The organism is Streptococcus hepaticus (genome assembly GCF_043656315.1).
GTDB classification, from domain to species: domain Bacteria; phylum Bacillota; class Bacilli; order Lactobacillales; family Streptococcaceae; genus Streptococcus; species Streptococcus hepaticus.
Window position 1 is genome coordinate 62,516 of the sequence record NZ_JBINIY010000009.1, and the last position, 18,721, is coordinate 81,236.

Sequence of the window (18,721 nt, forward strand, 5' to 3'; positions counted from 1 at the left end):
CACTCCAAAATCTCCTCTCTTTATGGTATAATAGTAAGCAGAAATTTTGAAAAAGTATGAGGTTAAGCATTCGATATGAATATCTATGATCAGTTACAGGCGGTTGAAGATCGTTACGAAGAATTAGGCGAATTACTCAGTGACCCAGATGTGGTTTCCGATACCAAACGTTTTATGGAATTGTCCCGTGAAGAGGCTAATACACGTGATACCGTGACAGCCTATCGCGAGTACAAGCAAGTCATTCAAAACATTGCTGACGCTGAAGAAATGATTAAAGACGCGGGTGGCGATGCTGAATTGGAAGAAATGGCCAAAGAGGAATTGAAGGAATCGAAGGCTGCCAAGGAAGAATACGAAGAAAAACTCAAAATCTTGCTTCTTCCAAAAGATCCTAACGATGACAAGAATATCATCTTGGAAATCCGTGGTGCCGCTGGTGGTGATGAGGCAGCACTTTTTGCAGGCGACTTGCTCCAAATGTACCAAAAGTTTGCTGAGGGACAAGGCTGGCGCTTTGAAGTCATGGAGGCTTCGTACAATGGTGTTGGTGGTATCAAGGAAGTCGTGGCCATGGTGTCAGGTCAATCTGTCTACTCAAAACTCAAGTATGAGTCAGGTGCCCACCGTGTTCAACGTGTTCCGGTGACAGAAAGCCAAGGTCGCGTCCACACCTCTACAGCAACAGTCTTGGTGATGCCAGAAGTGGAAGAAGTTGAATACGACATCGATCCAAAAGATTTGCGCGTGGACATTTACCATGCCTCAGGTGCTGGTGGTCAGAACGTTAATAAAGTTGCAACTGCCGTTCGTATCGTTCACTTGCCAACCAATATTAAGGTTGAAATGCAGGAAGAACGTACTCAGCAGAAAAACCGTGACAAGGCCATGAAGATTATCCGTGCGCGTGTGGCTGACCACTTTGCACAAATTGCCCAGGATGAGCAAGATGCAGAGCGTAAGTCAACGATTGGTACAGGTGACCGTTCGGAGCGTATCCGTACTTATAACTTCCCACAAAACCGTGTAACAGACCACCGTATCGGATTAACACTTCAAAAATTAGATACCATTTTATCTGGTAAATTGGACGAAGTGGTTGATGCCTTGGTACTCTACGATCAAACGCAAAAACTTGAAAAGTTGAATAAATAAGATGACCTACGGACAAGTGATTAGTCAGTTGGAAAGTCAATTAGAAGCATTAGGAGAGGAAAAAGAAAGCCTCTCTTATGTCTTTAAGGAACTCAAAAACTGGACCTTGACAGATTTGATTTTGCAATTGCCAAAGTCTGTTTCAGCTGAGGATAAGCTCTTGCTAGAAGAGATTTTTGACCAGCTTTCTCAGCACATTCCCGCTCAACACATTACGGGAAAGGCTTATTTCAAAGACTTGACTTTAAAAGTGACCAGTGACGTCCTCATTCCCCGTCCTGAGACGGAGGAGCTGGTGGATTTGATTTTGTCAGAAAATCCTCAGGAAGATCTCCGTATTCTAGATATTGGGACCGGGTCTGGGGCCATTGCCTTGGCACTAAAGTCTGCTCGTCCAGGTTGGCAAGTTGTAGCAGCAGATATTTCGCCAGAAGCCTTGGCTGTTGCGCGTGAAAATGCTCGGGCAAATCAAGTCGAAGTAGCATTCTTGCAGTCGGATGTCTATTCAGCCATTGCTGGGCAGTTTGACATCATTGTTTCAAATCCTCCCTACATTGCTTTTGAGGATAAAGATGAAGTTGGGACAAATGTTTATCTGCACGAACCCCACACGGCTCTCTTTGCGGAGGAAAATGGTCTAGCAATCTATCGCCAAATTCTCAGCGGGGCGCAGCCATTTCTCACAGAAAAAGGAAAAATCTACTTTGAAATCGGCTATAAGCAAGGACAGGATTTGCAAGTCTTGGCAGAACAATATCTTCCTGAAAAAAGCTGCCGAATTTTGAAGGATATGTTTGGGAAAGAACGGATGGTGGTAATGGATGAAAAATGAGGAAATCCGAACGATAATCCAATCTGGCGGTGCAGTCATTTTGCCAACGGAAACCGTTTATGGAATTTTTGGACAGGCATTAAATAAGGAAAGCGTAGAAAATATCTATCGTTTGAAAAAACGTCCAAAAGATAAGGCTATGAACTTAAACGTTTCAAACCTGAACGATATTTTGTTTTACAGTCAAAATGTGCCTGTTTTTTTAAAAAAAGTGTATAATGAATTTATGCCTGGTCCCTTGACCATTATCCTCCAAGCAAGCAAAAATGTGCCTGAATGGATTAATTCTGGGCTACCGAGCATTGGTTTTCGGGTTCCAAATCATCCTGAAACCTTGCAAGTGATTTCAGAGAATGGTCCTTTGATTGGGCCCTCTGCAAATGTATCCGGTCAGGAAAGTGGAAAGATTTTCAAAGAAATCATAGAAGCCTTTGACCACCAAGTCACGGGAATTGAGGATGATCAATCCATTACTGGACTGGACTCCACTATTCTGGACTTGTCAGGACCCAAAGCTCGCATTCTTCGACAGGGAGCCATTACAAAAGAAGAAATTCTTTCGAAGGTACCTGAAATTTCTTTTGAGGACTAAATGATGATTAGAAAATTGAAATTGGAAGATATGGAGTCTATTCGTGATATCAACGAGTTTTCTCTAGGGTATGCGACATCCTTGGAATTGACCATTCGGCAATTTACAAAGCTGGCAGCAGATGAACATCATTTTTTCATAGGATATGAAGATGAAAGAAGTCACAAAATTGTTGGTTATCTTCACGCGGAAGTTTATGAAAGTCTCTACTCAGAGCCTGGATTGAATCTTTTGGCCGTGGCAGTTTGGGAAGATTATCAAGGACAAGGCATTGGCAACAAACTCTTAAAGGCTGTTGAAGAAGAAGCTAAAGAGCGACACTTTCACTTTATCCGACTCAATTCAGGTAGTCATCGGACAGAAGCGCATGCTTTTTACCAGAAGGCCGGTTATGACGGAGATAAGGTCCAAAAACGATTTATAAAATATGTGAGGTAAGCCATGATTTTTGACAAAGAAGATTACAAAGCATTTGACGTAGAACTTTGGGATGCGATTAAAGCAGAAGAAGACCGTCAACAGGGAAATATCGAATTGATTGCTTCAGAAAATGTTGTTTCTAAGGCAGTTATGGCGGCACAAGGTTCTATCTTGACCAACAAATACGCTGAAGGTTATCCAGGTAAACGCTACTATGGTGGGACAGAGTGTGTCGATGTAGTTGAAACGCTTGCGATCGAGCGTGCCAAAGAAATTTTTGGCGCTAAGTTTGCCAATGTACAGCCACATTCAGGAAGTCAGGCCAATGCTGCAGCTTACATGGCTTTGATTGAACCAGGTGATACGGTTCTTGGTATGGACTTGTCAGCTGGCGGACACTTGACACACGGATCACCAGTCAATTTCTCAGGAAAAACTTATAATTTCGTCGCTTACGGTGTCAATAAAGACACAGAAGAATTGGATTATGAGGAAATCCTAGCACGCGCTAAAGAAGTTCAACCAAAACTTATTGTAGCAGGGGCTTCAGCTTACTCACGTACCATTGATTTTGCTAAATTCCGCGAGATTGCAGATACCGTTGGCGCCAAACTCATGGTCGATATGGCTCACATTGCAGGTCTTGTTGCAGCTGGTTTGCATCCAAGTCCAGTCCCATTTGCAGACATCACAACGACAACAACTCACAAAACGCTCCGTGGACCTCGTGGTGGATTGATTTTGACAAATGATGAGGACTTGGCTAAGAAAATCAATTCTGCGGTCTTTCCTGGTATGCAAGGCGGTCCTTTAGAACACGTGATTGCAGCTAAGGCCGTTGCCTTCAAGGAAAATCTGGACCCAGCCTTCAAGGAATATACGCAAAATGTGATTACTAACTGTCAAGCTATGGCAGCGGTCTTCAATAAACATGAAAACTTCCGTGTTATTTCTGGCGGAACAGATAACCATGTCTTCCTTGTTGATGTGACTAAGGTCATCGAAAACGGGAAAGAAGCTCAAAACCTTTTGGATGAAGTCCACATTACGCTCAACAAAAATTCCATTCCATTTGAAACCTTGTCACCATTCAAGACTTCTGGTATCCGTATCGGAACAGCTGCTGTGACAGCACGTGGATTTGGAGTAGCTGAGTGTGAGCAAGTAGCAAACCTCATTATCAAAGCCCTTGAAAATGCGGAGAATGAAACAGTATTGAAAGAAGTCCGTCAAGAAGTCAAAGCTTTAACAGACCGATTCCCACTCTACGAAAACTAATCTATGGATATTTATATTAAACAAGCAATTATACATCAATTTTCAGCAGATGATACCGAGCTGAATCTGTCAGACAGTCTTTTGACCATTACGCCTAAAATCGAGGAATACCTACGCAAAAAAATTGAGCGAGTGTATTCGGATGAGGCAAAAACTGGTCAACTGACGGCTGATAATCCCCTTCTCGACCTCATCTCTGATAATCTTATGGATTCTTCATGCCAGATTGCGAAAATTTGGCATGAAGAATTTTCTGTGTCTGAAAACCTCAAAACCAATGACTTGATTTTTATTCAGTTTGAAAAGAATGGAATTGAGCATATTGCTTTTTTGCGAATTTCTCTTCGTGAAAGTTTAGCCCATGTAGGTCTAGATAGCGATAGCCCACTCAAATTAACACAGAACAATCTACCAAGCGCTGGTTCAGTGCCTGATGAGGCTTTTATTCTCAATCTACAAACCACCCACTATCTTTTGATTGAAAAGCGGATTAAGTACAACGGTGCCTTTCTCAATTATTTCTCAGATAATATTCTCAAGGAAAAGCCAGCTATCTCTGCTAAAAAATCCATCAAAGAAGTGGAAAAAACGGCACAGAAAATCGCCGAAAACTTCAATCGAGACGATTTCCAATTTCAGACCAAGGTAAAATCAGCCATTTTCAATAATCTGGAAGAAGACAATGAAATCTCGCCTGAAAAATTGGCTGACCAGCTCTTTGATGACAATCTGACTGCACGACTAACCTTCGTAGACCAGCTCAAGGAGGTCATTCCAGACAAGATTTCCTTCACAGAAATTGACAGTAGTCGTCAGATCAAGAAGTTTGAAAATCAAAAACTCTCTCTTTCGAATGGTATTGAACTCATCGTTCCAAATAATGTCTACGAAGATGCAGAATCCGTCGAATTCATTCAAAATGAGAATGGAACTTACTCCATCCTCATCAAAAACATAGAAGATATTCAAAATAAATGAAAAAATTAACAAGAACGATTCTCTTGGTCGTCCTTGTTTTTCTAGCTTATAAGACCTATCAGGTACATGCTGCTGTCCAGCAGGTCATGGCCTACAAAGCCTTGGTAGAAGAAGTCCTTGCTGAAAATGACACGACTGCTAATGAAGAATTAGTCTTGGCTATGATTTACACGGAGACAAAAGGGAAAGAAGCAGATGTGATGCAGTCTAGCGAGTCTGCGACAGGCTACATCAATACCATCACTGACAGTAAGGAAAGCATCCGTCAAGGTGTCAGCTACCTCAATGAGCATCTACTCGCTGCCAAAGAAGCTAAGGTAGACGTTTGGACAGCTGTTCAGGCTTATAACTTTGGACCAGCCTATATTTCCTATATCTCTGAAAATGGCGGGAAAAATAGCATTGACCTGGCCAAAAAATATTCACGTGATGTGGTAGCGCCAAGTTTGGGCAACACAAGCGGTGAAGAGTACACCTATTATCATCCAATTGCCTTATTTTACGGTGGTAAACTTTATGTAAATGGTGGCAATATCTACTATTCCAGACAGGTACAACTCAACCTTTATCTGATGAAATTGATGAACTTATTTGATGAAGCTGTTCAATCTTTTAAGTAGAACTCTTAGCCATACCCTTAAGATAATAAAGTTACAAATTAATAGATATATCTGATCCGTCGTAAGACGGTTTTTCATTTCCCTTAAAAAAATTTTTCTCCCCATGTAAACGTTTCAGCCTCTTGCATTCTTGTTTCAGAGTAGTAGACTAGTAGGTGAGGTGTTTTCATGAAAATTTATGTACAGTTGATGATCATTTTGTTTTTTTCCTTTGCTGGGGAGGTCATTTCGACCGTATTTAACTTGCCGGTTCCTGGGAGTATTATTGGTTTAATCTTGCTCTTTTTAGCCTTGGAATTTAAGTGGATTCGCTTGCGGCATATTGACAAAGTCGGGAGTTTTCTGTTGGCAAATATGACCATTCTTTTCCTGTCTCCTGCAGTTGGGATTCTGGAAAATGTGGAAGCTATAAAACCTTATTTACTACCAATTATCCTCATTATCGGTGGTGCACTTGTATTAAATATTACGGTGATTTCCCTTGTCGTGCGTCTTATCAAGAATCGTTACGAGGGTGATTTTGAGGAGGGCAAGTAATGGTACATTTAGTTTCAAATCCCATGTTTGGTTTAATGGCCAGCATTGTAGCATATTTTATGGGCATGCTGATTTTTCGGCGCTTTCCGCATCCACTAACTACGCCCTTACTTCTAGCAACCATTCTTTTGATTGCATTTTTGAAAATGACGGGTATTTCGTACAAGGATTATTATGTAGGTGGTTCTTATCTGACAACCTTGATTGCTCCTTCGACAGTAGCCTTGGCGATTCCGCTCTACAGAACCTTCCATCTTATGAAGCACCATGTTCGTAGTATTTTGTTCTCTAGCTTGGCAGCTTGTCTGGTCAATACGTGTTTCACAGCAGTGATTGCCAAATTATTTGGTATGGATTATTTTCTAGCTATTTCTCTTTTTCCAAAATCAGTTACAACGGCGATGGCTATCGGAATTACGGAAAAAATGGATGGTATCATGACCATAACGTTGGTCGTGGTAGTCATTACAGGGATTTTAACCAGTGCACTTGGTCCAGTTATCTTGAAAATCCTGAAAGTAGAAGACCCAGTCGTCATTGGCTTAGCATTAGGTGGGACTGGGCATGCTGTAGGAACGGGTGCCGCACTTCAATACGGACGTGTAGCAGGCGCTATGGCTGGCTTGTCTATTGGAATTACAGGAATCATGTATGTCATCGTGAGTCCAATAGTTGCTCAACTGATTTTAAGGTAAATGAAAAGAGAGTGGGATAAAAATTCCCATTCTCTTTTCATTACAAAAGTGGCAAGATGAAGTTGGCCCAAATCCAGCTCAGTGGCATAACTAGAAGCATAGCTGGAATCATATCTGCGACGGGAAACATTTTTACCCGAATCATACGAAAACCAGTTGCTAACATGAGGAAGCCTCCGCAGGCCTTGAAATCCGCAATCATATCGGGTGTTGTCAACGGAAGGATGAGATGAGCTAGGTAGAAGAGGGCTGTAAAGAAGATGAATTGTGGGATGGCAACCGCAGAAACCACATAGCCCAGATTGCAGGCAAAGATTGCTGCCGTGAAGAAGTCTAAAATGGATTTGGAGATGAGAATAGTGGAGTCTCCAGACATTCCCGCATCCAAACTACCATAAATCCCTGTCCCGCTGGCACAAAAAAGAACGATGACCGTCAAAAGATTCGCTAAAAATTCATCATGGGAAAGTGTGGTTGACTGGCTAGGAAGCAGTTTTGTCATACCTTTTTCCATGAGAAGTCCTACCCGATTGATCCAATTGCCGAGGTTACAAGCTAGTCCTAAGCCTGTTCCGATGACCAGAGCAAAGATAACTGCAGGCATGAACTTCATTCCGCCGATAGAAGCAATCCCCATTCCCATGGAACAGATACCGAAAACGAGATTTATTTGTATTTTGAAGTCTTCTATCAATTTATGACCGACAAGACCACCTAAAATTCCTCCAAATACAATGGATAGGGCATTGATGATAACACCTGTTGGCATGGGATTCTCCTCACATTTTTTATACTGTTCTATTTTATCACTGGAAAATAGAATTTCAAGAGGAACTTTCGGATTTTACGTCCAAGAGAACGGATTCATTTTGATATGCGTGTAGTAATGGACGCTGAGATAGTTTTATGTCAAGATGTTGTTGTCAGAGCATTTACCAGAAACAGGTGAGCGTCACAACTCATTAATGCGTCTAGTAGGATTAATCGGAATGCTCCTTCTGGGATGGGTATTTCCGAGAAAAATAAAAAATCTCCTACATTTTCCTCAAAAAAATAAGAAAAATGTTCTTTTTCCTATTGCATTACCTGAGAAATTGGTGTAGAATAGCATAAATATTCAAAGCTATGAGAGAAGATAGACCAATCTGGTCTATGATTTAAGACAACTGACAGAGAGCGCCTAAGGGTGGGACGGCGTGCAATCCTTAAATCACACATTCTTGAGCATTTGGGCGAAGCTGTAAACAGTGTGTAGTCCAAGTCGGGTGGTTCCGTTAGCAACCAGAAGTCACGTACTTCACGAGAGAAGGATTGGCGACAGTCTTTCTGAACTAAGGTGGAACCACGTTTTCAAGCGTCCTTGCAAAATTGATTTTTTGCGAGGATTTTTTGTACTCTCAATCACTAGAAAGGATTAGCCATGATAAGAGGATTACGACAGATTGATCCCTATGTTGCGGGCGTTCAGCCTAAGAGCGACAAGATGATTAAACTCAATACCAATGAGAATGCCTACGACCCCAGCCCCAAAGTCTTAGAGGCCTTAGCCCATTTTGATGGCAATAGTTTGCGCAAGTATTCAAGCCTGGACCAAGCTGCGCTCCGCCAAGCACTTTCCAGTCAACTTCAAGTTCCAGCTGACCAAATCATCGTCGGAAATGGTTCGGATGATATCTTATCCATGGCCTTTCTAGCTTTTTTCAACGATAACTTGTCAGTCCTTTTTCCAGACTTGACCTACGGTTTTTACAAGGTCTGGGCAGACCTTTATCATATTCCTTTCAAGGAAATCCCTCTGACAGAGACCTTTGAGATTGATGGCAGTGCTTATCAGCAACCTAACGGTGGTTTGGTTATCACTAATCCCAATGCTCCGACAGGCATTTACAAACCTTTGGAGGAACTAGAGGAAATCATCGCTGCTAATCAGGATGTGGTGGTTATCGTTGATGAGGCGTACGTTAACTTTGGTGGTCAGACAGCTCTGCCTCTGCTTGATAAGTATGACAATCTCTTCATCACCAGAACCTTTTCTAAGGACGCTGCCCTTGCTGGTCTTCGGGTAGGTTATGGTATTGGCAGTTCAAAGCTGATAGCGATTATCAATGCTATCAAGAATTCGGTCAATCCCTATAATGTGGATGCGGTGGCTGAAGTAGTTGCGACCGCCGCGGTTGAGGATTGGGCTTACTATGAAGGCAATTGCCAGCAAATCATGACAACGCGTGACTGGTTCACACAGGGCTTATTGGACTTGGGCTTTGAGGTTTTACCGAGCCAGACCAACTTTGTATTAGCTAAGTCGCAGACAGTTAGCGCTAGCTATTTATTTCAAAAACTAGAAGAAAAAGCCATCTATGTCCGTTATTTTCCAAAGGTTGCGAGGTTGCGAGACTACTTGCGTATTTCTATCGGGACCCAGGCTGAGATGGAAGAGGTACTGGCTGAGATGGAGAGGATATGCTGATGAAGCAGACAACCTTGCCTCAGGGCATGCACGATAAATTGTTTAAGCGGGCGCGTGTGACCTATCAGATTGAGCGAGCTATTAGTGATTTGCTGATGGATCAGGGATTCAACCGTATTGAGACGCCAACCTTAGAGCATTTTGAGGTTTTCTCGGATCAAGTGGAGACTAGCAACTACAATCTTTTTGACCGTGAGGGGCAATTGCTGAGCTTGCGTCCTGATATTACGAGCCAGATTGGACGAGTTATTGCTTCCACACGAGTGGAGACACCTATCAAATTTTCATATTCTGGGAAAGTTTTTCACTACAATGAGGAAATGCGGGGCTTGACAAATGAGCACACGCAAGCCGGCGTTGAAATTGTTGGTTTTCCAGTGCAGGAAGCAGTGGAAGAAGCCTTGATTTCTGCTAAAAAAGCTCTAGAAATCGCTAAAGTTGACGACTACTCTTTTGAATTATCACACGCAGCGGTGTTACAAACAATTTTTGAAACCTTGGAATTGTCAGAAACTGACCGAGTCTACTTGCAAGAAGCGATTTTGGAGAAGCACATTACCAGATTAAAAGAATTTACAGTGGCACGTCCTAGCGAATTTGATGGTTTTATTAGTCAGTTGCCTTTCTTGTTTGGAGACTGGCAGGAGGTATTAGCTCAAGCGCGCCAGTTGACGAATCATAAGGGCATTTTATCAGCCCTATCCGATTTGGAATTGACTATTTTGCGTTTGGGAACTTGCTTGCCTCGGGTGACTATTGATTTGGGGCAGCTGCCAACGGTGTCTTATTATACAGGGCTCATGTTTAAGGTCTTTGGGGATAAGGTGCCTGATGCTTTTGCTTCAGGTGGGCGTTATGACAAACTCTTTGAACGTTTTGGTGCCAAGGAATTGACTGCTTTAGGCTGGACCATTGATATTGATTTAGTTTATCAAGCGGTTCGGGATCATTTTGACTGTGAGGTGGCGGATGACTAAAGGAATAACCATTGCCCTTACCAAGGGACGGATTGAACAAGCAACCATTGATTTGTTGGAACAAGCGGGTTTTGACATGACCTTTATGGCAGATAAAGGACGGCATTTGATTTTTGATAGTCCTGACGGGGCAATCAGACTGCTCTTAGTCAAAGCGCCAGATGTGACCATCTATGTACGTCATGGAGTGGCAGAGGTGGGAGTGGTCGGTAAAGATGTCCTCATTGAACATCCAACGGGTTATCTAGAAATGTTGGACCTCAACTTTGGTCTTTGTAAATTCGCGGTAGCGTCAACAGCAGATTATGCCCCGTCAGACCATAAGCGAAAACGCATTGCGACCAAATACCCAACGGTGGCTAAAAATCATTTTGCCCAGAAGGGAGAGGACGTGGAAATTATTTCCATCCAAGGTTCGGTTGAGATTGCCCCGGTCATTGGCTTAGCGGATGCCATTGTGGATATTGTGGAGACAGGCTCAACTTTGGTAGCCAATGGACTAGAAATCTATGAAGATATTTGTCGGATTTCAGCTCGGATCATTGTCAACAAGGCTGCGCTGAAAAATAATCCAGCGGTTTTGCCTTTCATACAAACCTTGGAAGGCTTGGTAGGAGATAGAGAGGTAGCCTTTAAATGAAACGATTAAGTGGAAGTAATCAGGAGATTTCAGCTATTTTGGTGCAGGAACAGCTAGAACTCAGTCGTCAAAATGAAAATGTGGAAGCGATTGTGCGTGATATTATCGAAGCGGTTAAGACCCGTGGGGATGAGGCTTTGCGTGACTATAGCAAGCAGTTTGATGGCCTTGATTTGGAAGACTTTGAAGTGGGGCAAGATTTAATTGACCAAGCTTTTAAAGATGTGGACTCAGACGTCTTGTCAGCCCTTGAAAATGCCAAGGAAAACATTGAATCCTACCACCGCCAGCAGTTAGAGACTGGTTTTGAGGACCAGCCTTCTGACGGCGTTATTCGTGGGCAAATCATCCGCCCGATTGAACGTGTGGGTGTTTACGTACCAGGTGGAACGGCAGCCTATCCGTCATCTGTCCTCATGAATGTCATTCCTGCCAAGATTGCAGGGGTCAAGGAAATTATCATGATTACGCCACCTCAGGAAACCTTTGTGCCAGCTATTTTGGTGGCGGCCAAGTTGACTGGTGTGGATAAGATTTATCAAGTTGGTGGTGCCCAAGGGGTGGCAGCGCTAGCCTATGGCACGGAAACCATTCCTAAGGTCGATAAAATCACGGGACCCGGAAATATTTTTGTTGCGACAGCCAAGAAGCAGGTCTATGGACTGGTGGGCATCGATATGATTGCTGGCCCTTCGGAGATTGGCGTTATCGCTGACAGTTCGGCTAATCCCAAGTATGTGGCGGCGGACCTCTTGTCTCAGGCTGAACATGACACCTTAGCGCGAGCTATTTTGGTGACGAACTCGGAAACATTGGCAGAGCAGGTAGAAGATGAAATACAGAGACAACTCCTTGATTTGCCAAGGCAGGAGATTGCGCGTGCGTCAGTGGAAAATAATGGCCGTATCATCATCGCTCCAGATGTGGACAGCATGTTTGAGCTCATGAACCAAGTCGCCCCAGAACATTTGGAAATCGCCATGGAAAATGCCTACGACTACTTGGACAAGGTAGAAAATGCGGGTTCCATCTTCTTGGGGCACTACACCAGCGAACCTATTGGGGATTACTATGCCGGTGCCAACCATGTCCTTCCGACAACCGCAACCAGCCGCTTTTCATCAGCCCTTGGCGTACACGATTTCGTCAAACGCATCCAGTATACCCAATACAGCAAGGCAGCCGTCAATGCTGCAGAGAAGGACATTACAACCTTAGCCTACGCGGAAGGATTGCAAGCCCACGCTAAGGCTATTGAAGTTAGAAATGAGAATTAAGATGAGACAAGCAAGTATCGAGCGAACGACCTACGAAACAAAGATTAAACTCTCCCTCAATTTGGATGCCCAGGAACCTGTTGATATTCAGACAGGTGTCGGTTTTTTTGACCATATGTTGACCCTTTTCGCTCGCCACTCTCGCATTTCCCTTGTGGTGAAGGCAGACGGTGACCTCTGGGTGGACAGTCACCACACGGTAGAAGATGTAGGGATTGTTCTGGGGCAAGCTATCAAGGAAGCACTTGGTGATAAGGCTGGTATCAACCGCTACGGAACCTCTTTTGTTCCCATGGATGAAACGCTGGGCATGGCTAGTTTGGATTTGTCTGGGCGCAGCTATTTGGTTTTCGATTGCGATTTTACCAATCCGACTCTAGGGAATTTTGACACGGAGTTGGTGGAAGAATTTTTCCAAGCTTTAGCCTTCAATGTCCAGATGAATCTGCATGTGAAGGTTTTACACGGAAAAAATAACCACCACAAGGCAGAGTCTCTCTTTAAAGCCACTGGTCGAGCACTGCGCGAAGCCATTACCCTAAACCCCGAAATTCATGGGGTCAATTCAACTAAAGGAATGCTCTGATATGATGAAGATGGTAGTGATTGATTATGACGCAGGTAACACGGCAAATGTCCTGCGAGCGCTGGCACAGATTGGTGTGGAAGCGGTTCTGTCGGCAGATGCTGCCGTCATTGCTCAGGCTGATGGTTTGATTTTACCAGGTGTGGGCGCTTTTGCAAGCGCAATGGCAGAGCTGAATAAACGAGGCTTAGTTCCTGTCATCAAGCAAACTGTAGCAACAGGAACGCCCCTCCTAGGTATCTGCCTAGGCATGCAAATTTTGTTAGACAAGGGCTTGGAACACGGAGAAACTGAGGGCTTGGGGCTCATTCCAGGAACATGTCGCCCTATTGAAGCTAAGATTGGCTATCCAGTCCCTCACATGGGCTGGAATGAGTTGACAGTCCTTCAAGAAACAGTCTTGGCAGGAAATCTTGATGGTAAGTCGGTCTATTTTGTTCACTCTTTTTATACCGATGTGCCACAAGCATTCATTGATGTGACAGCGGATTATAGCCTAGCAGTGCCAGCTATGATTCATAAGGAAAAGGTCTTCGGTGCTCAATTTCACCCTGAAAAATCGGGTGAGGTGGGCTTAGGCATTCTCAAAGTATTTTCAGAGGTGGTTTATGCAAATTATTCCAGCAATTGATATTAAGGAAGGGCAGGCAGTTCGCCTTTTCAAAGGTGACTTTGCTCAAAAAACAGTGGTCAATCCTGACGTTCTCAAACAAGCTCGTATTTTCAAAGATGCAGGTATTGATTTTATCCACGTGGTAGATTTGGACGGTGCCCTTGATGGCAAAGTGACCAACCGTGACTTGATTGCGGCAGTCAAAGAAGCGACAGGATTGAGTGTGCAGGTTGGCGGTGGTATTCGCACTCTCGACCAAATTCAGGACTATCTCAACGTCGGCATTGACCGCGTCATTATTGGCTCCATGGCAGTTAAAAATCCTGATTTTGTTAAAGAAGCCCTTGAAATATTTGGAGCGGAGCAAATTGTCATCGGAATTGACGCCAAGGGTGGCATGGTAGCAACGGAAGGTTGGCTGGAAACTAGCACTGTCAACTTTGTTGATTTAGCCCTAGCCATGGAAAAAATGGGTGTCCAACTCTTTGTCTACACCGATGTTGACCGCGATGGGACTTTGACTGGTCCAAATATTGACCACTATAAAGTCTTGACAGAAAAATTGACTACAGCTAAAGTCATCGCGTCAGGTGGTATTGCTCAAGTTAGTGACCTTGAAGAACTAGACCAATTGGACCTTGCTGGAACCATTGTCGGTAAAGCTTACTACAGTGGCAATATTAGTCTGGACCAGCTCAAACAATTCGGAGGTTAGCCTATGCTCAAAAAACGGATTATTCCTTGCTTAGATGTAAAGGACGGGCGCGTGGTCAAGGGGGTTAATTTTATCAACCTGACCGACGTTGGTGACCCTGTTGACTCAGCTAAAGCTTATTATGAAGCAGGTTGTGACGAGTTAGTTTTCCTAGATATCACAGCAACTCATGAAGAACGAGTCACGACTGTGGAAATGGTGCGGCGCGTGGCTGACCAGGTTTTCATTCCCTTCACAGTTGGCGGAGGTATTCGCTCGATTGAGGACATGAGCAAGATGCTCAAGGCTGGCGCGGACAAGGTCGCCGTCAATTCCTCAGCGCTAGCCAATCCTCAGCTGATTGCAGATTGCGCGAAAAAATTTGGCAGTCAGTGTGTTGTGGTGGCCATCGATGCCCGCAAGGAAACAGACGGTACCTGGCAGGTCTATGTGGCTGGTGGGCGAAAGAATACGGGCCGTGATTTGGTGGATTGGGCGCGCGAGGCTGTGCGCTTGGGGGCTGGTGAGATTCTCCTGACCTCCATGGACAAGGATGGCACCAAGTCGGGCTTTGACATTGACATGCTCAATGCTGTTGCCAGCGTGGTCAATGTGCCCATCATCGCTTCAGGCGGTGCAGGAACCATCAAACACATGGTGGAGGTTTTCCAGCAGACCCCTGCCACGGGCGCCTTAGCTGCCTCTATTTTTCATTATGGGGAAATTGCTATCGCTGACACCAAAAAAGCCATGGCAGAAGCAGGTTTGGAGGTACGTCTATGACAGCTATCAAACTTGATTTTGACAAGCAAGATGGTCTCATGCCTGTTATTGTCACTGATCATAAGACCAAGCAAGTCCTCATGCTGGCATACATGAATGAAGAAGCCTTTGAGCAGACGAAAAAGACCAAACAAATGCACTACTGGAGTCGCTCGCGCCAAGAAATCTGGCACAAGGGAGCAACCAGCGGACACTACCAAGATGTAGTCGGCCTGTCAACCGATTGTGACCAAGACACTCTCTTAGCTGAAGTAAAACAAACAGGAGCAGCCTGTCATACGGGTGCCTATTCTTGCTTTTTCACCCCTATTGACCTCAATTAGAAAGGAATTTCTATGCTAGAACCCCTATACCAAGAAGCCCAAGACCGAAAAAAGAACCCTAAAGAGGGCTCTTATACTAATTATCTTTACAATAAAGGATTGGACAAAATTCTCAAGAAAGTTGGCGAAGAAGCCACTGAAGTGGTCATCGCTGCCAAGAATGCTGACAAGACCGAGATTGCCAACGAAACAGCAGACCTGCTTTATCACCTAGCGGTTATGTTAGTTGAAACAGGTGTGGCTTTGGAAGATGTCGAAGCAGTTCTACAAGCCCGTCAAGGCAAGCAAAGCAAGGTACATGACAGAGCTGAGATTACGAATTATTAAACATGAAAGGCAGAACGACTCTAGCTCTGCCTTTTCGTTTGTCTAAAGAATCCTATCCTCGCTAATCCCAAACTCATCCAAAAGTTCTTGGATACGAGGAAATTCTAAACGAAAATGTTCTAATTTATGTCCGTCAGAACCAATAGAATATTTCTTGCAACCAAGGTCGCGTAAGAGCTCCAAAGCGTATCGGTAGAGGTGTTCATGATGGTAGAGGTACATGGACTTGCTATTTAGTTCAAAAGCAAGATTGTGATCTATCATTTTTTGAAAAATAGAGCGGAGCTGGTCTTCATATCTTGACAACTCTTCCACGGAAACATCAAATTTTCGGAATCCATAGTCAAAATGTGCCAGCACCTGAGCATCAACACGCCCAATAGCATATTCCAGCATAGGTAAGTATTCCTCGATGATAACAAATTTATCCATAGCAGCTACTTCATCATCCAGATAATCATTGATACCATTGTGGTGGACAGAGAGGAGCTTTAGGTCAAAATCCTTGTCTGCTAAGTAGGTCAAGATATCATTTTCTCGGGGTTGGTAGTAGCCGATTTCAATCCCTTTTTTGATACGAGGACCGTATTTTTCAGTCAGCTCTGCTGTTTTGGCACAATAAGCCTCATAATCGGGGACATCGTCCTGACCAGAGTAAGGGTTGGACATATCAAAGTGCTCGGTAGTGACAATGTCGCCGTCAAAATGGTCAAGGTAATCCTCAAAGTTGGCATCGGCGTCGTAAGAGAAGTAGGTGTGTAAATGATTATCACGCATGAGAGACCTCCAGTTCTTTGCCTTCATTTTATCGTAAAAAGCTGAGCCAGGCAATAGACCACGTCAGTATTTACCTGTTTACTTGACTTTTTGCAGTCATGGTGTTACCATGGTGTTACCATACTAAAGGAGAACGGCCATGACAACTATTACATTGAAAGTATCTGAAGCAGATAAAGCATTCATGCAAGCAATGGCAAAATTTGAAGGTGTTTCCTTGTCTGAGTTGATACGAACAAAGACCTTAGAAATTTTAGAGGAAGAATATGATGCCAAGGTAGCAGATATGCGCTTGACTGAGTACGAAGAATATTTATCAAATGGCGGAGAGGTTTTAAGCTGGGATGACTTATAAGCTGATACCAACTCCAACATTTGCCAAACAGTTTAAGAAATTAGACCCTTTTGTCAAAAGAAGAATTAAAGTCTATCTTGAGGGCATTACAGAATCCCCTCGTGCTAAAGGGAAAGGACTAGTCGCCAATCGTTCAGGTCAATGGCGCTATCGTATCGGTGATTATCGGGTGATTGTAAACATTCAAGACGAGGAATTAATCATTCTTGGACTAGAAGTTGGTCATCGTAGAGATATTTATTAGTCGCTCAAATGTTGACCAAGAGTATGATTCAGAAAGGAAGAAATAACAATGGCAGTAATTCAATGGTTGAATGGGAGCCATGAAAGTTAGCGTAGAAAATCAAACATATTTTTTGAGTAAAATTGGCCGAAAACCCTTTAGTTACAAGGGTTTTTCAAATTTTTAAAAATTCCTATTTTTTGTTGGAAAAATAGGAATTGAGCAATAATAACCAAATTTTTGGTGACTAATTTGGTGACTAAAATTTCGAACATTCAAAACGAAACAAAGTGTAATATTATAGTATAGAGTTGAATTTTCAGCGAGAACATTTTAATAAGTGTTCTCGCTTTTTTAATTTCAGGAGGAATTCATGCAAAAGAAGGAACAATCATCACGTCAAATCGTGATGTGTCATGTCGTGGCTATCTTGGGAGTTGATATTGAGAAAGCAACTCAGCTAGTAGATGAAATGGAACAAGTAGGTTTAATCCGATTTGATGAATTTGGAAATGTTGGAATATTAGTCTTGGAGGGACAATCATGAAACGTATTACCGCTAATCAATATCAGACATCAGAGCGATATTATAAACTCCCTAAAGTTTTGTTTGAGAGTGAACGGTATAAGGATATGAAGCTGGAGGTTAAGGTAGGCTACGCAGTTTTAAAAGATCGTTTGGAGCTGTCTTTGAGTAAAGGTTGGATTGATGAAGATGGGGCTATTTACTTGATTTATTCCAATTCAAATCTGATGGCACTTTTAGGCTGTTCAAAGTCAAAATTACTCTCTATTAAGAAAACCTTACGTGAATATGGCTTGATTGATGAAGTCCAACAATCATCCAGTGAAAAAGGTCGTATGGCAAATAAAATTTATTTGGGGGAATTAGAACATGTGCCTACCCCAGTCTTAGATTTAAACGGGGCTAGTGTTAAAAAAACACTAGGGGGGTCTCAAAAAAAGACGGGGCCGGTCTTAAATTCAGCCCCTAGTGAGACTGAAGGAAGTGAGACTAAATATAGTGAAACTGAAGGAAGTGATTTCCTTATTGAGGACGAGGAGGAGAGGCAGCTAGTAGATGACAAACAAGAAGAAAACTTTTGTTCAAAAGTCGATGCCGTGACCAAGTACGATCGAGACTATATTTGGGGTTTGGTTCATGACCAGTTAAGACAAACAGGTCTATCTCAGTCGGCTAGTGACTATGCCATGATCTATTTTAGTGATCGTTATCAGTATGCTTTAGAACATATGCGATTTGCTCGGTCAGCGGAAGTGATAGCTGAATATGTATTTAATGGTGTGCTGTCAGAGTGGACCAAGCAACTGAGACGACAAGAAATAAAGGGAGGTGAATAAGATGATTTGGTGGATACTAGGTGGAATCTATCTGATTTCTATCGTCATTTTGATTTTTGAAATCATCCGTGCACCAGAAATGGATGATCATATATAAGCAAGAGTTTTACAAGTGTAAGGCTCTTTTTTAGTTGGAAAGAGAGGAAAATGAAATTTTTAGATTTATTTGCTGGGATAGGCGGTTTTAGGCTAGGGATGGAATCACAGGGT

General features: G+C 43.2%; 27 protein-coding genes. 25 read left to right on the forward strand and 2 right to left on the reverse strand.

The genetic code is table 11. The features are described from left to right. Positions 1-75 precede the first annotated feature (75 nt). The 9 genes from prfA to ACHUFA_RS08025 all read left to right on the forward strand — a co-directional run bounded on the left by prfA (position 76) and on the right by ACHUFA_RS08025 (position 7,107). Complete coding sequence (gene prfA, locus ACHUFA_RS07985; RefSeq protein ID WP_394405435.1) at positions 76-1,155, forward strand: peptide chain release factor 1; 1,080 nt, start codon at positions 76-78, stop codon at positions 1,153-1,155. 1 nt (position 1,156) lies between these two features. After that, entirely contained in the window at positions 1,157-1,987 is an 831-nt protein-coding gene (gene prmC / locus ACHUFA_RS07990; RefSeq protein ID WP_394405436.1) for a peptide chain release factor N(5)-glutamine methyltransferase, read from the forward strand. Beyond that, entirely contained in the window at positions 1,977-2,579 is a 603-nt protein-coding gene (locus ACHUFA_RS07995) for an L-threonylcarbamoyladenylate synthase (RefSeq protein ID WP_222348436.1), read from the forward strand. The genes prmC and ACHUFA_RS07995 overlap by 11 nt, the downstream gene beginning before the upstream one ends. 3 nt (positions 2,580-2,582) lie before the next feature. After that, complete coding sequence (locus ACHUFA_RS08000) at positions 2,583-3,017, forward strand: GNAT family N-acetyltransferase (protein ID WP_394405465.1); 435 nt, start codon at positions 2,583-2,585, stop codon at positions 3,015-3,017. A gap of 3 nt (positions 3,018-3,020) precedes the next feature. Next, the gene (glyA, locus tag ACHUFA_RS08005) at positions 3,021-4,277 is read left to right on the forward strand and encodes a serine hydroxymethyltransferase (protein ID WP_222348438.1); all 1,257 of its coding nucleotides are present in this window, start codon (positions 3,021-3,023) and stop codon (positions 4,275-4,277) included. A gap of 3 nt (positions 4,278-4,280) precedes the next feature. Next, positions 4,281-5,255, forward strand: a complete 975-nt coding sequence (locus tag ACHUFA_RS08010; RefSeq protein ID WP_394405438.1) for a nucleoid-associated protein — start codon at positions 4,281-4,283, stop codon at positions 5,253-5,255. Further along, positions 5,252-5,875 carry a lysozyme family protein gene (locus ACHUFA_RS08015; protein WP_394405440.1) on the forward strand — a complete coding sequence of 208 codons (624 nt, stop codon included), beginning with the start codon at positions 5,252-5,254 and terminating at the stop codon, positions 5,873-5,875. The genes ACHUFA_RS08010 and ACHUFA_RS08015 overlap by 4 nt, the downstream gene beginning before the upstream one ends. A 168-nt stretch (positions 5,876-6,043) precedes the next feature. Then, entirely contained in the window at positions 6,044-6,412 is a 369-nt protein-coding gene (locus tag ACHUFA_RS08020) for a CidA/LrgA family protein (RefSeq protein ID WP_394405442.1), read from the forward strand. Continuing rightward, positions 6,412-7,107 carry an LrgB family protein gene (locus ACHUFA_RS08025; protein WP_222348446.1) on the forward strand — a complete coding sequence of 232 codons (696 nt, stop codon included), beginning with the start codon at positions 6,412-6,414 and terminating at the stop codon, positions 7,105-7,107. The genes ACHUFA_RS08020 and ACHUFA_RS08025 overlap by 1 nt, the downstream gene beginning before the upstream one ends. A 40-nt stretch (positions 7,108-7,147) precedes the next feature. On the opposite strand, the gene ACHUFA_RS08030 is transcribed toward ACHUFA_RS08025, so the two are convergent. Continuing rightward, positions 7,148-7,876: a DUF554 domain-containing protein gene (locus ACHUFA_RS08030; RefSeq protein WP_222348448.1), complete on the reverse strand. Its 729-nt coding sequence runs from the start codon at positions 7,874-7,876 to the stop codon at positions 7,148-7,150. 145 nt (positions 7,877-8,021) lie between these two features. Here ACHUFA_RS08030 and ACHUFA_RS08035 point away from each other — a divergent pair, with 145 nt between their 5' ends. The 11 genes from ACHUFA_RS08035 (at position 8,022) to hisE (ending at position 15,794) form a co-directional block, all read left to right on the forward strand. Then, entirely contained in the window at positions 8,022-8,210 is a 189-nt protein-coding gene (locus tag ACHUFA_RS08035; protein WP_222383477.1) for an LPXTG cell wall anchor domain-containing protein, read from the forward strand. A 317-nt stretch (positions 8,211-8,527) separates the two neighbouring features. Further along, positions 8,528-9,574 (forward strand): histidinol-phosphate transaminase, encoded by a 1,047-nt coding sequence (gene hisC / locus ACHUFA_RS08040; RefSeq protein WP_394405445.1) that lies wholly within the window; start codon positions 8,528-8,530, stop codon positions 9,572-9,574. Continuing rightward, complete coding sequence (locus ACHUFA_RS08045; RefSeq protein WP_222348567.1) at positions 9,574-10,551, forward strand: ATP phosphoribosyltransferase regulatory subunit; 978 nt, start codon at positions 9,574-9,576, stop codon at positions 10,549-10,551. Before hisC ends, ACHUFA_RS08045 begins: the two co-directional genes overlap by 1 nt. Continuing rightward, positions 10,544-11,191 (forward strand): ATP phosphoribosyltransferase, encoded by a 648-nt coding sequence (gene hisG / locus ACHUFA_RS08050; RefSeq protein ID WP_394405447.1) that lies wholly within the window; start codon positions 10,544-10,546, stop codon positions 11,189-11,191. The genes ACHUFA_RS08045 and hisG overlap by 8 nt, the downstream gene beginning before the upstream one ends. Further along, positions 11,188-12,468: a histidinol dehydrogenase gene (gene hisD / locus ACHUFA_RS08055; RefSeq protein WP_394405449.1), complete on the forward strand. Its 1,281-nt coding sequence runs from the start codon at positions 11,188-11,190 to the stop codon at positions 12,466-12,468. The genes hisG and hisD overlap by 4 nt, the downstream gene beginning before the upstream one ends. A gap of 1 nt (position 12,469) precedes the next feature. Continuing rightward, the gene (gene hisB, locus ACHUFA_RS08060; RefSeq protein ID WP_394405451.1) at positions 12,470-13,054 is read left to right on the forward strand and encodes an imidazoleglycerol-phosphate dehydratase HisB; all 585 of its coding nucleotides are present in this window, start codon (positions 12,470-12,472) and stop codon (positions 13,052-13,054) included. A 4-nt stretch (positions 13,055-13,058) separates the two neighbouring features. Then, the gene (hisH, locus tag ACHUFA_RS08065) at positions 13,059-13,685 is read left to right on the forward strand and encodes an imidazole glycerol phosphate synthase subunit HisH (RefSeq protein ID WP_222348575.1); all 627 of its coding nucleotides are present in this window, start codon (positions 13,059-13,061) and stop codon (positions 13,683-13,685) included. Then, positions 13,663-14,382 (forward strand): 1-(5-phosphoribosyl)-5-[(5-phosphoribosylamino)methylideneamino]imidazole-4-carboxamide isomerase, encoded by a 720-nt coding sequence (gene hisA / locus ACHUFA_RS08070; RefSeq protein ID WP_394405452.1) that lies wholly within the window; start codon positions 13,663-13,665, stop codon positions 14,380-14,382. The genes hisH and hisA overlap by 23 nt, the downstream gene beginning before the upstream one ends. A 3-nt stretch (positions 14,383-14,385) precedes the next feature. Next, positions 14,386-15,144 carry an imidazole glycerol phosphate synthase subunit HisF gene (gene hisF / locus ACHUFA_RS08075; protein ID WP_394405454.1) on the forward strand — a complete coding sequence of 253 codons (759 nt, stop codon included), beginning with the start codon at positions 14,386-14,388 and terminating at the stop codon, positions 15,142-15,144. Then, positions 15,141-15,467, forward strand: coding sequence for a phosphoribosyl-AMP cyclohydrolase (gene hisI / locus ACHUFA_RS08080; RefSeq protein WP_222348467.1), 327 nt, complete (start codon positions 15,141-15,143; stop codon positions 15,465-15,467). The genes hisF and hisI overlap by 4 nt, the downstream gene beginning before the upstream one ends. A 12-nt stretch (positions 15,468-15,479) precedes the next feature. Next, positions 15,480-15,794 (forward strand): phosphoribosyl-ATP diphosphatase, encoded by a 315-nt coding sequence (gene hisE, locus ACHUFA_RS08085; protein ID WP_394405456.1) that lies wholly within the window; start codon positions 15,480-15,482, stop codon positions 15,792-15,794. 42 nt (positions 15,795-15,836) lie between these two features. Here hisE and ACHUFA_RS08090 read toward each other — a convergent pair whose 3' ends face one another. Then, positions 15,837-16,571: a PHP domain-containing protein gene (locus ACHUFA_RS08090; RefSeq protein WP_394405458.1), complete on the reverse strand. Its 735-nt coding sequence runs from the start codon at positions 16,569-16,571 to the stop codon at positions 15,837-15,839. Positions 16,572-16,710: 139 nt separating this feature from the next. Between ACHUFA_RS08090 and relB the strand changes: the two genes are divergently transcribed. The 5 genes from relB to ACHUFA_RS08115 all read left to right on the forward strand — a co-directional run. After that, on the forward strand, positions 16,711-16,926 hold the full coding sequence (relB, locus tag ACHUFA_RS08095; protein ID WP_222348470.1) for a type II toxin-antitoxin system RelB family antitoxin: 216 nt from the start codon (positions 16,711-16,713) through the stop codon (positions 16,924-16,926). Beyond that, the gene (locus ACHUFA_RS08100) at positions 16,916-17,170 is read left to right on the forward strand and encodes a type II toxin-antitoxin system RelE family toxin (RefSeq protein WP_222348471.1); all 255 of its coding nucleotides are present in this window, start codon (positions 16,916-16,918) and stop codon (positions 17,168-17,170) included. Before relB ends, ACHUFA_RS08100 begins: the two co-directional genes overlap by 11 nt. Positions 17,171-17,522: 352 nt before the next feature. After that, positions 17,523-17,696: a hypothetical protein gene (locus tag ACHUFA_RS08105; RefSeq protein ID WP_079452667.1), complete on the forward strand. Its 174-nt coding sequence runs from the start codon at positions 17,523-17,525 to the stop codon at positions 17,694-17,696. Then, complete coding sequence (locus ACHUFA_RS08110) at positions 17,693-18,511, forward strand: replication initiator protein A (protein ID WP_394405461.1); 819 nt, start codon at positions 17,693-17,695, stop codon at positions 18,509-18,511. The genes ACHUFA_RS08105 and ACHUFA_RS08110 overlap by 4 nt, the downstream gene beginning before the upstream one ends. A gap of 147 nt (positions 18,512-18,658) precedes the next feature. After that, on the forward strand, positions 18,659-18,721 hold a 63-nt coding region (locus tag ACHUFA_RS08115), incomplete at its 3' end, for a DNA cytosine methyltransferase (protein ID WP_161947232.1).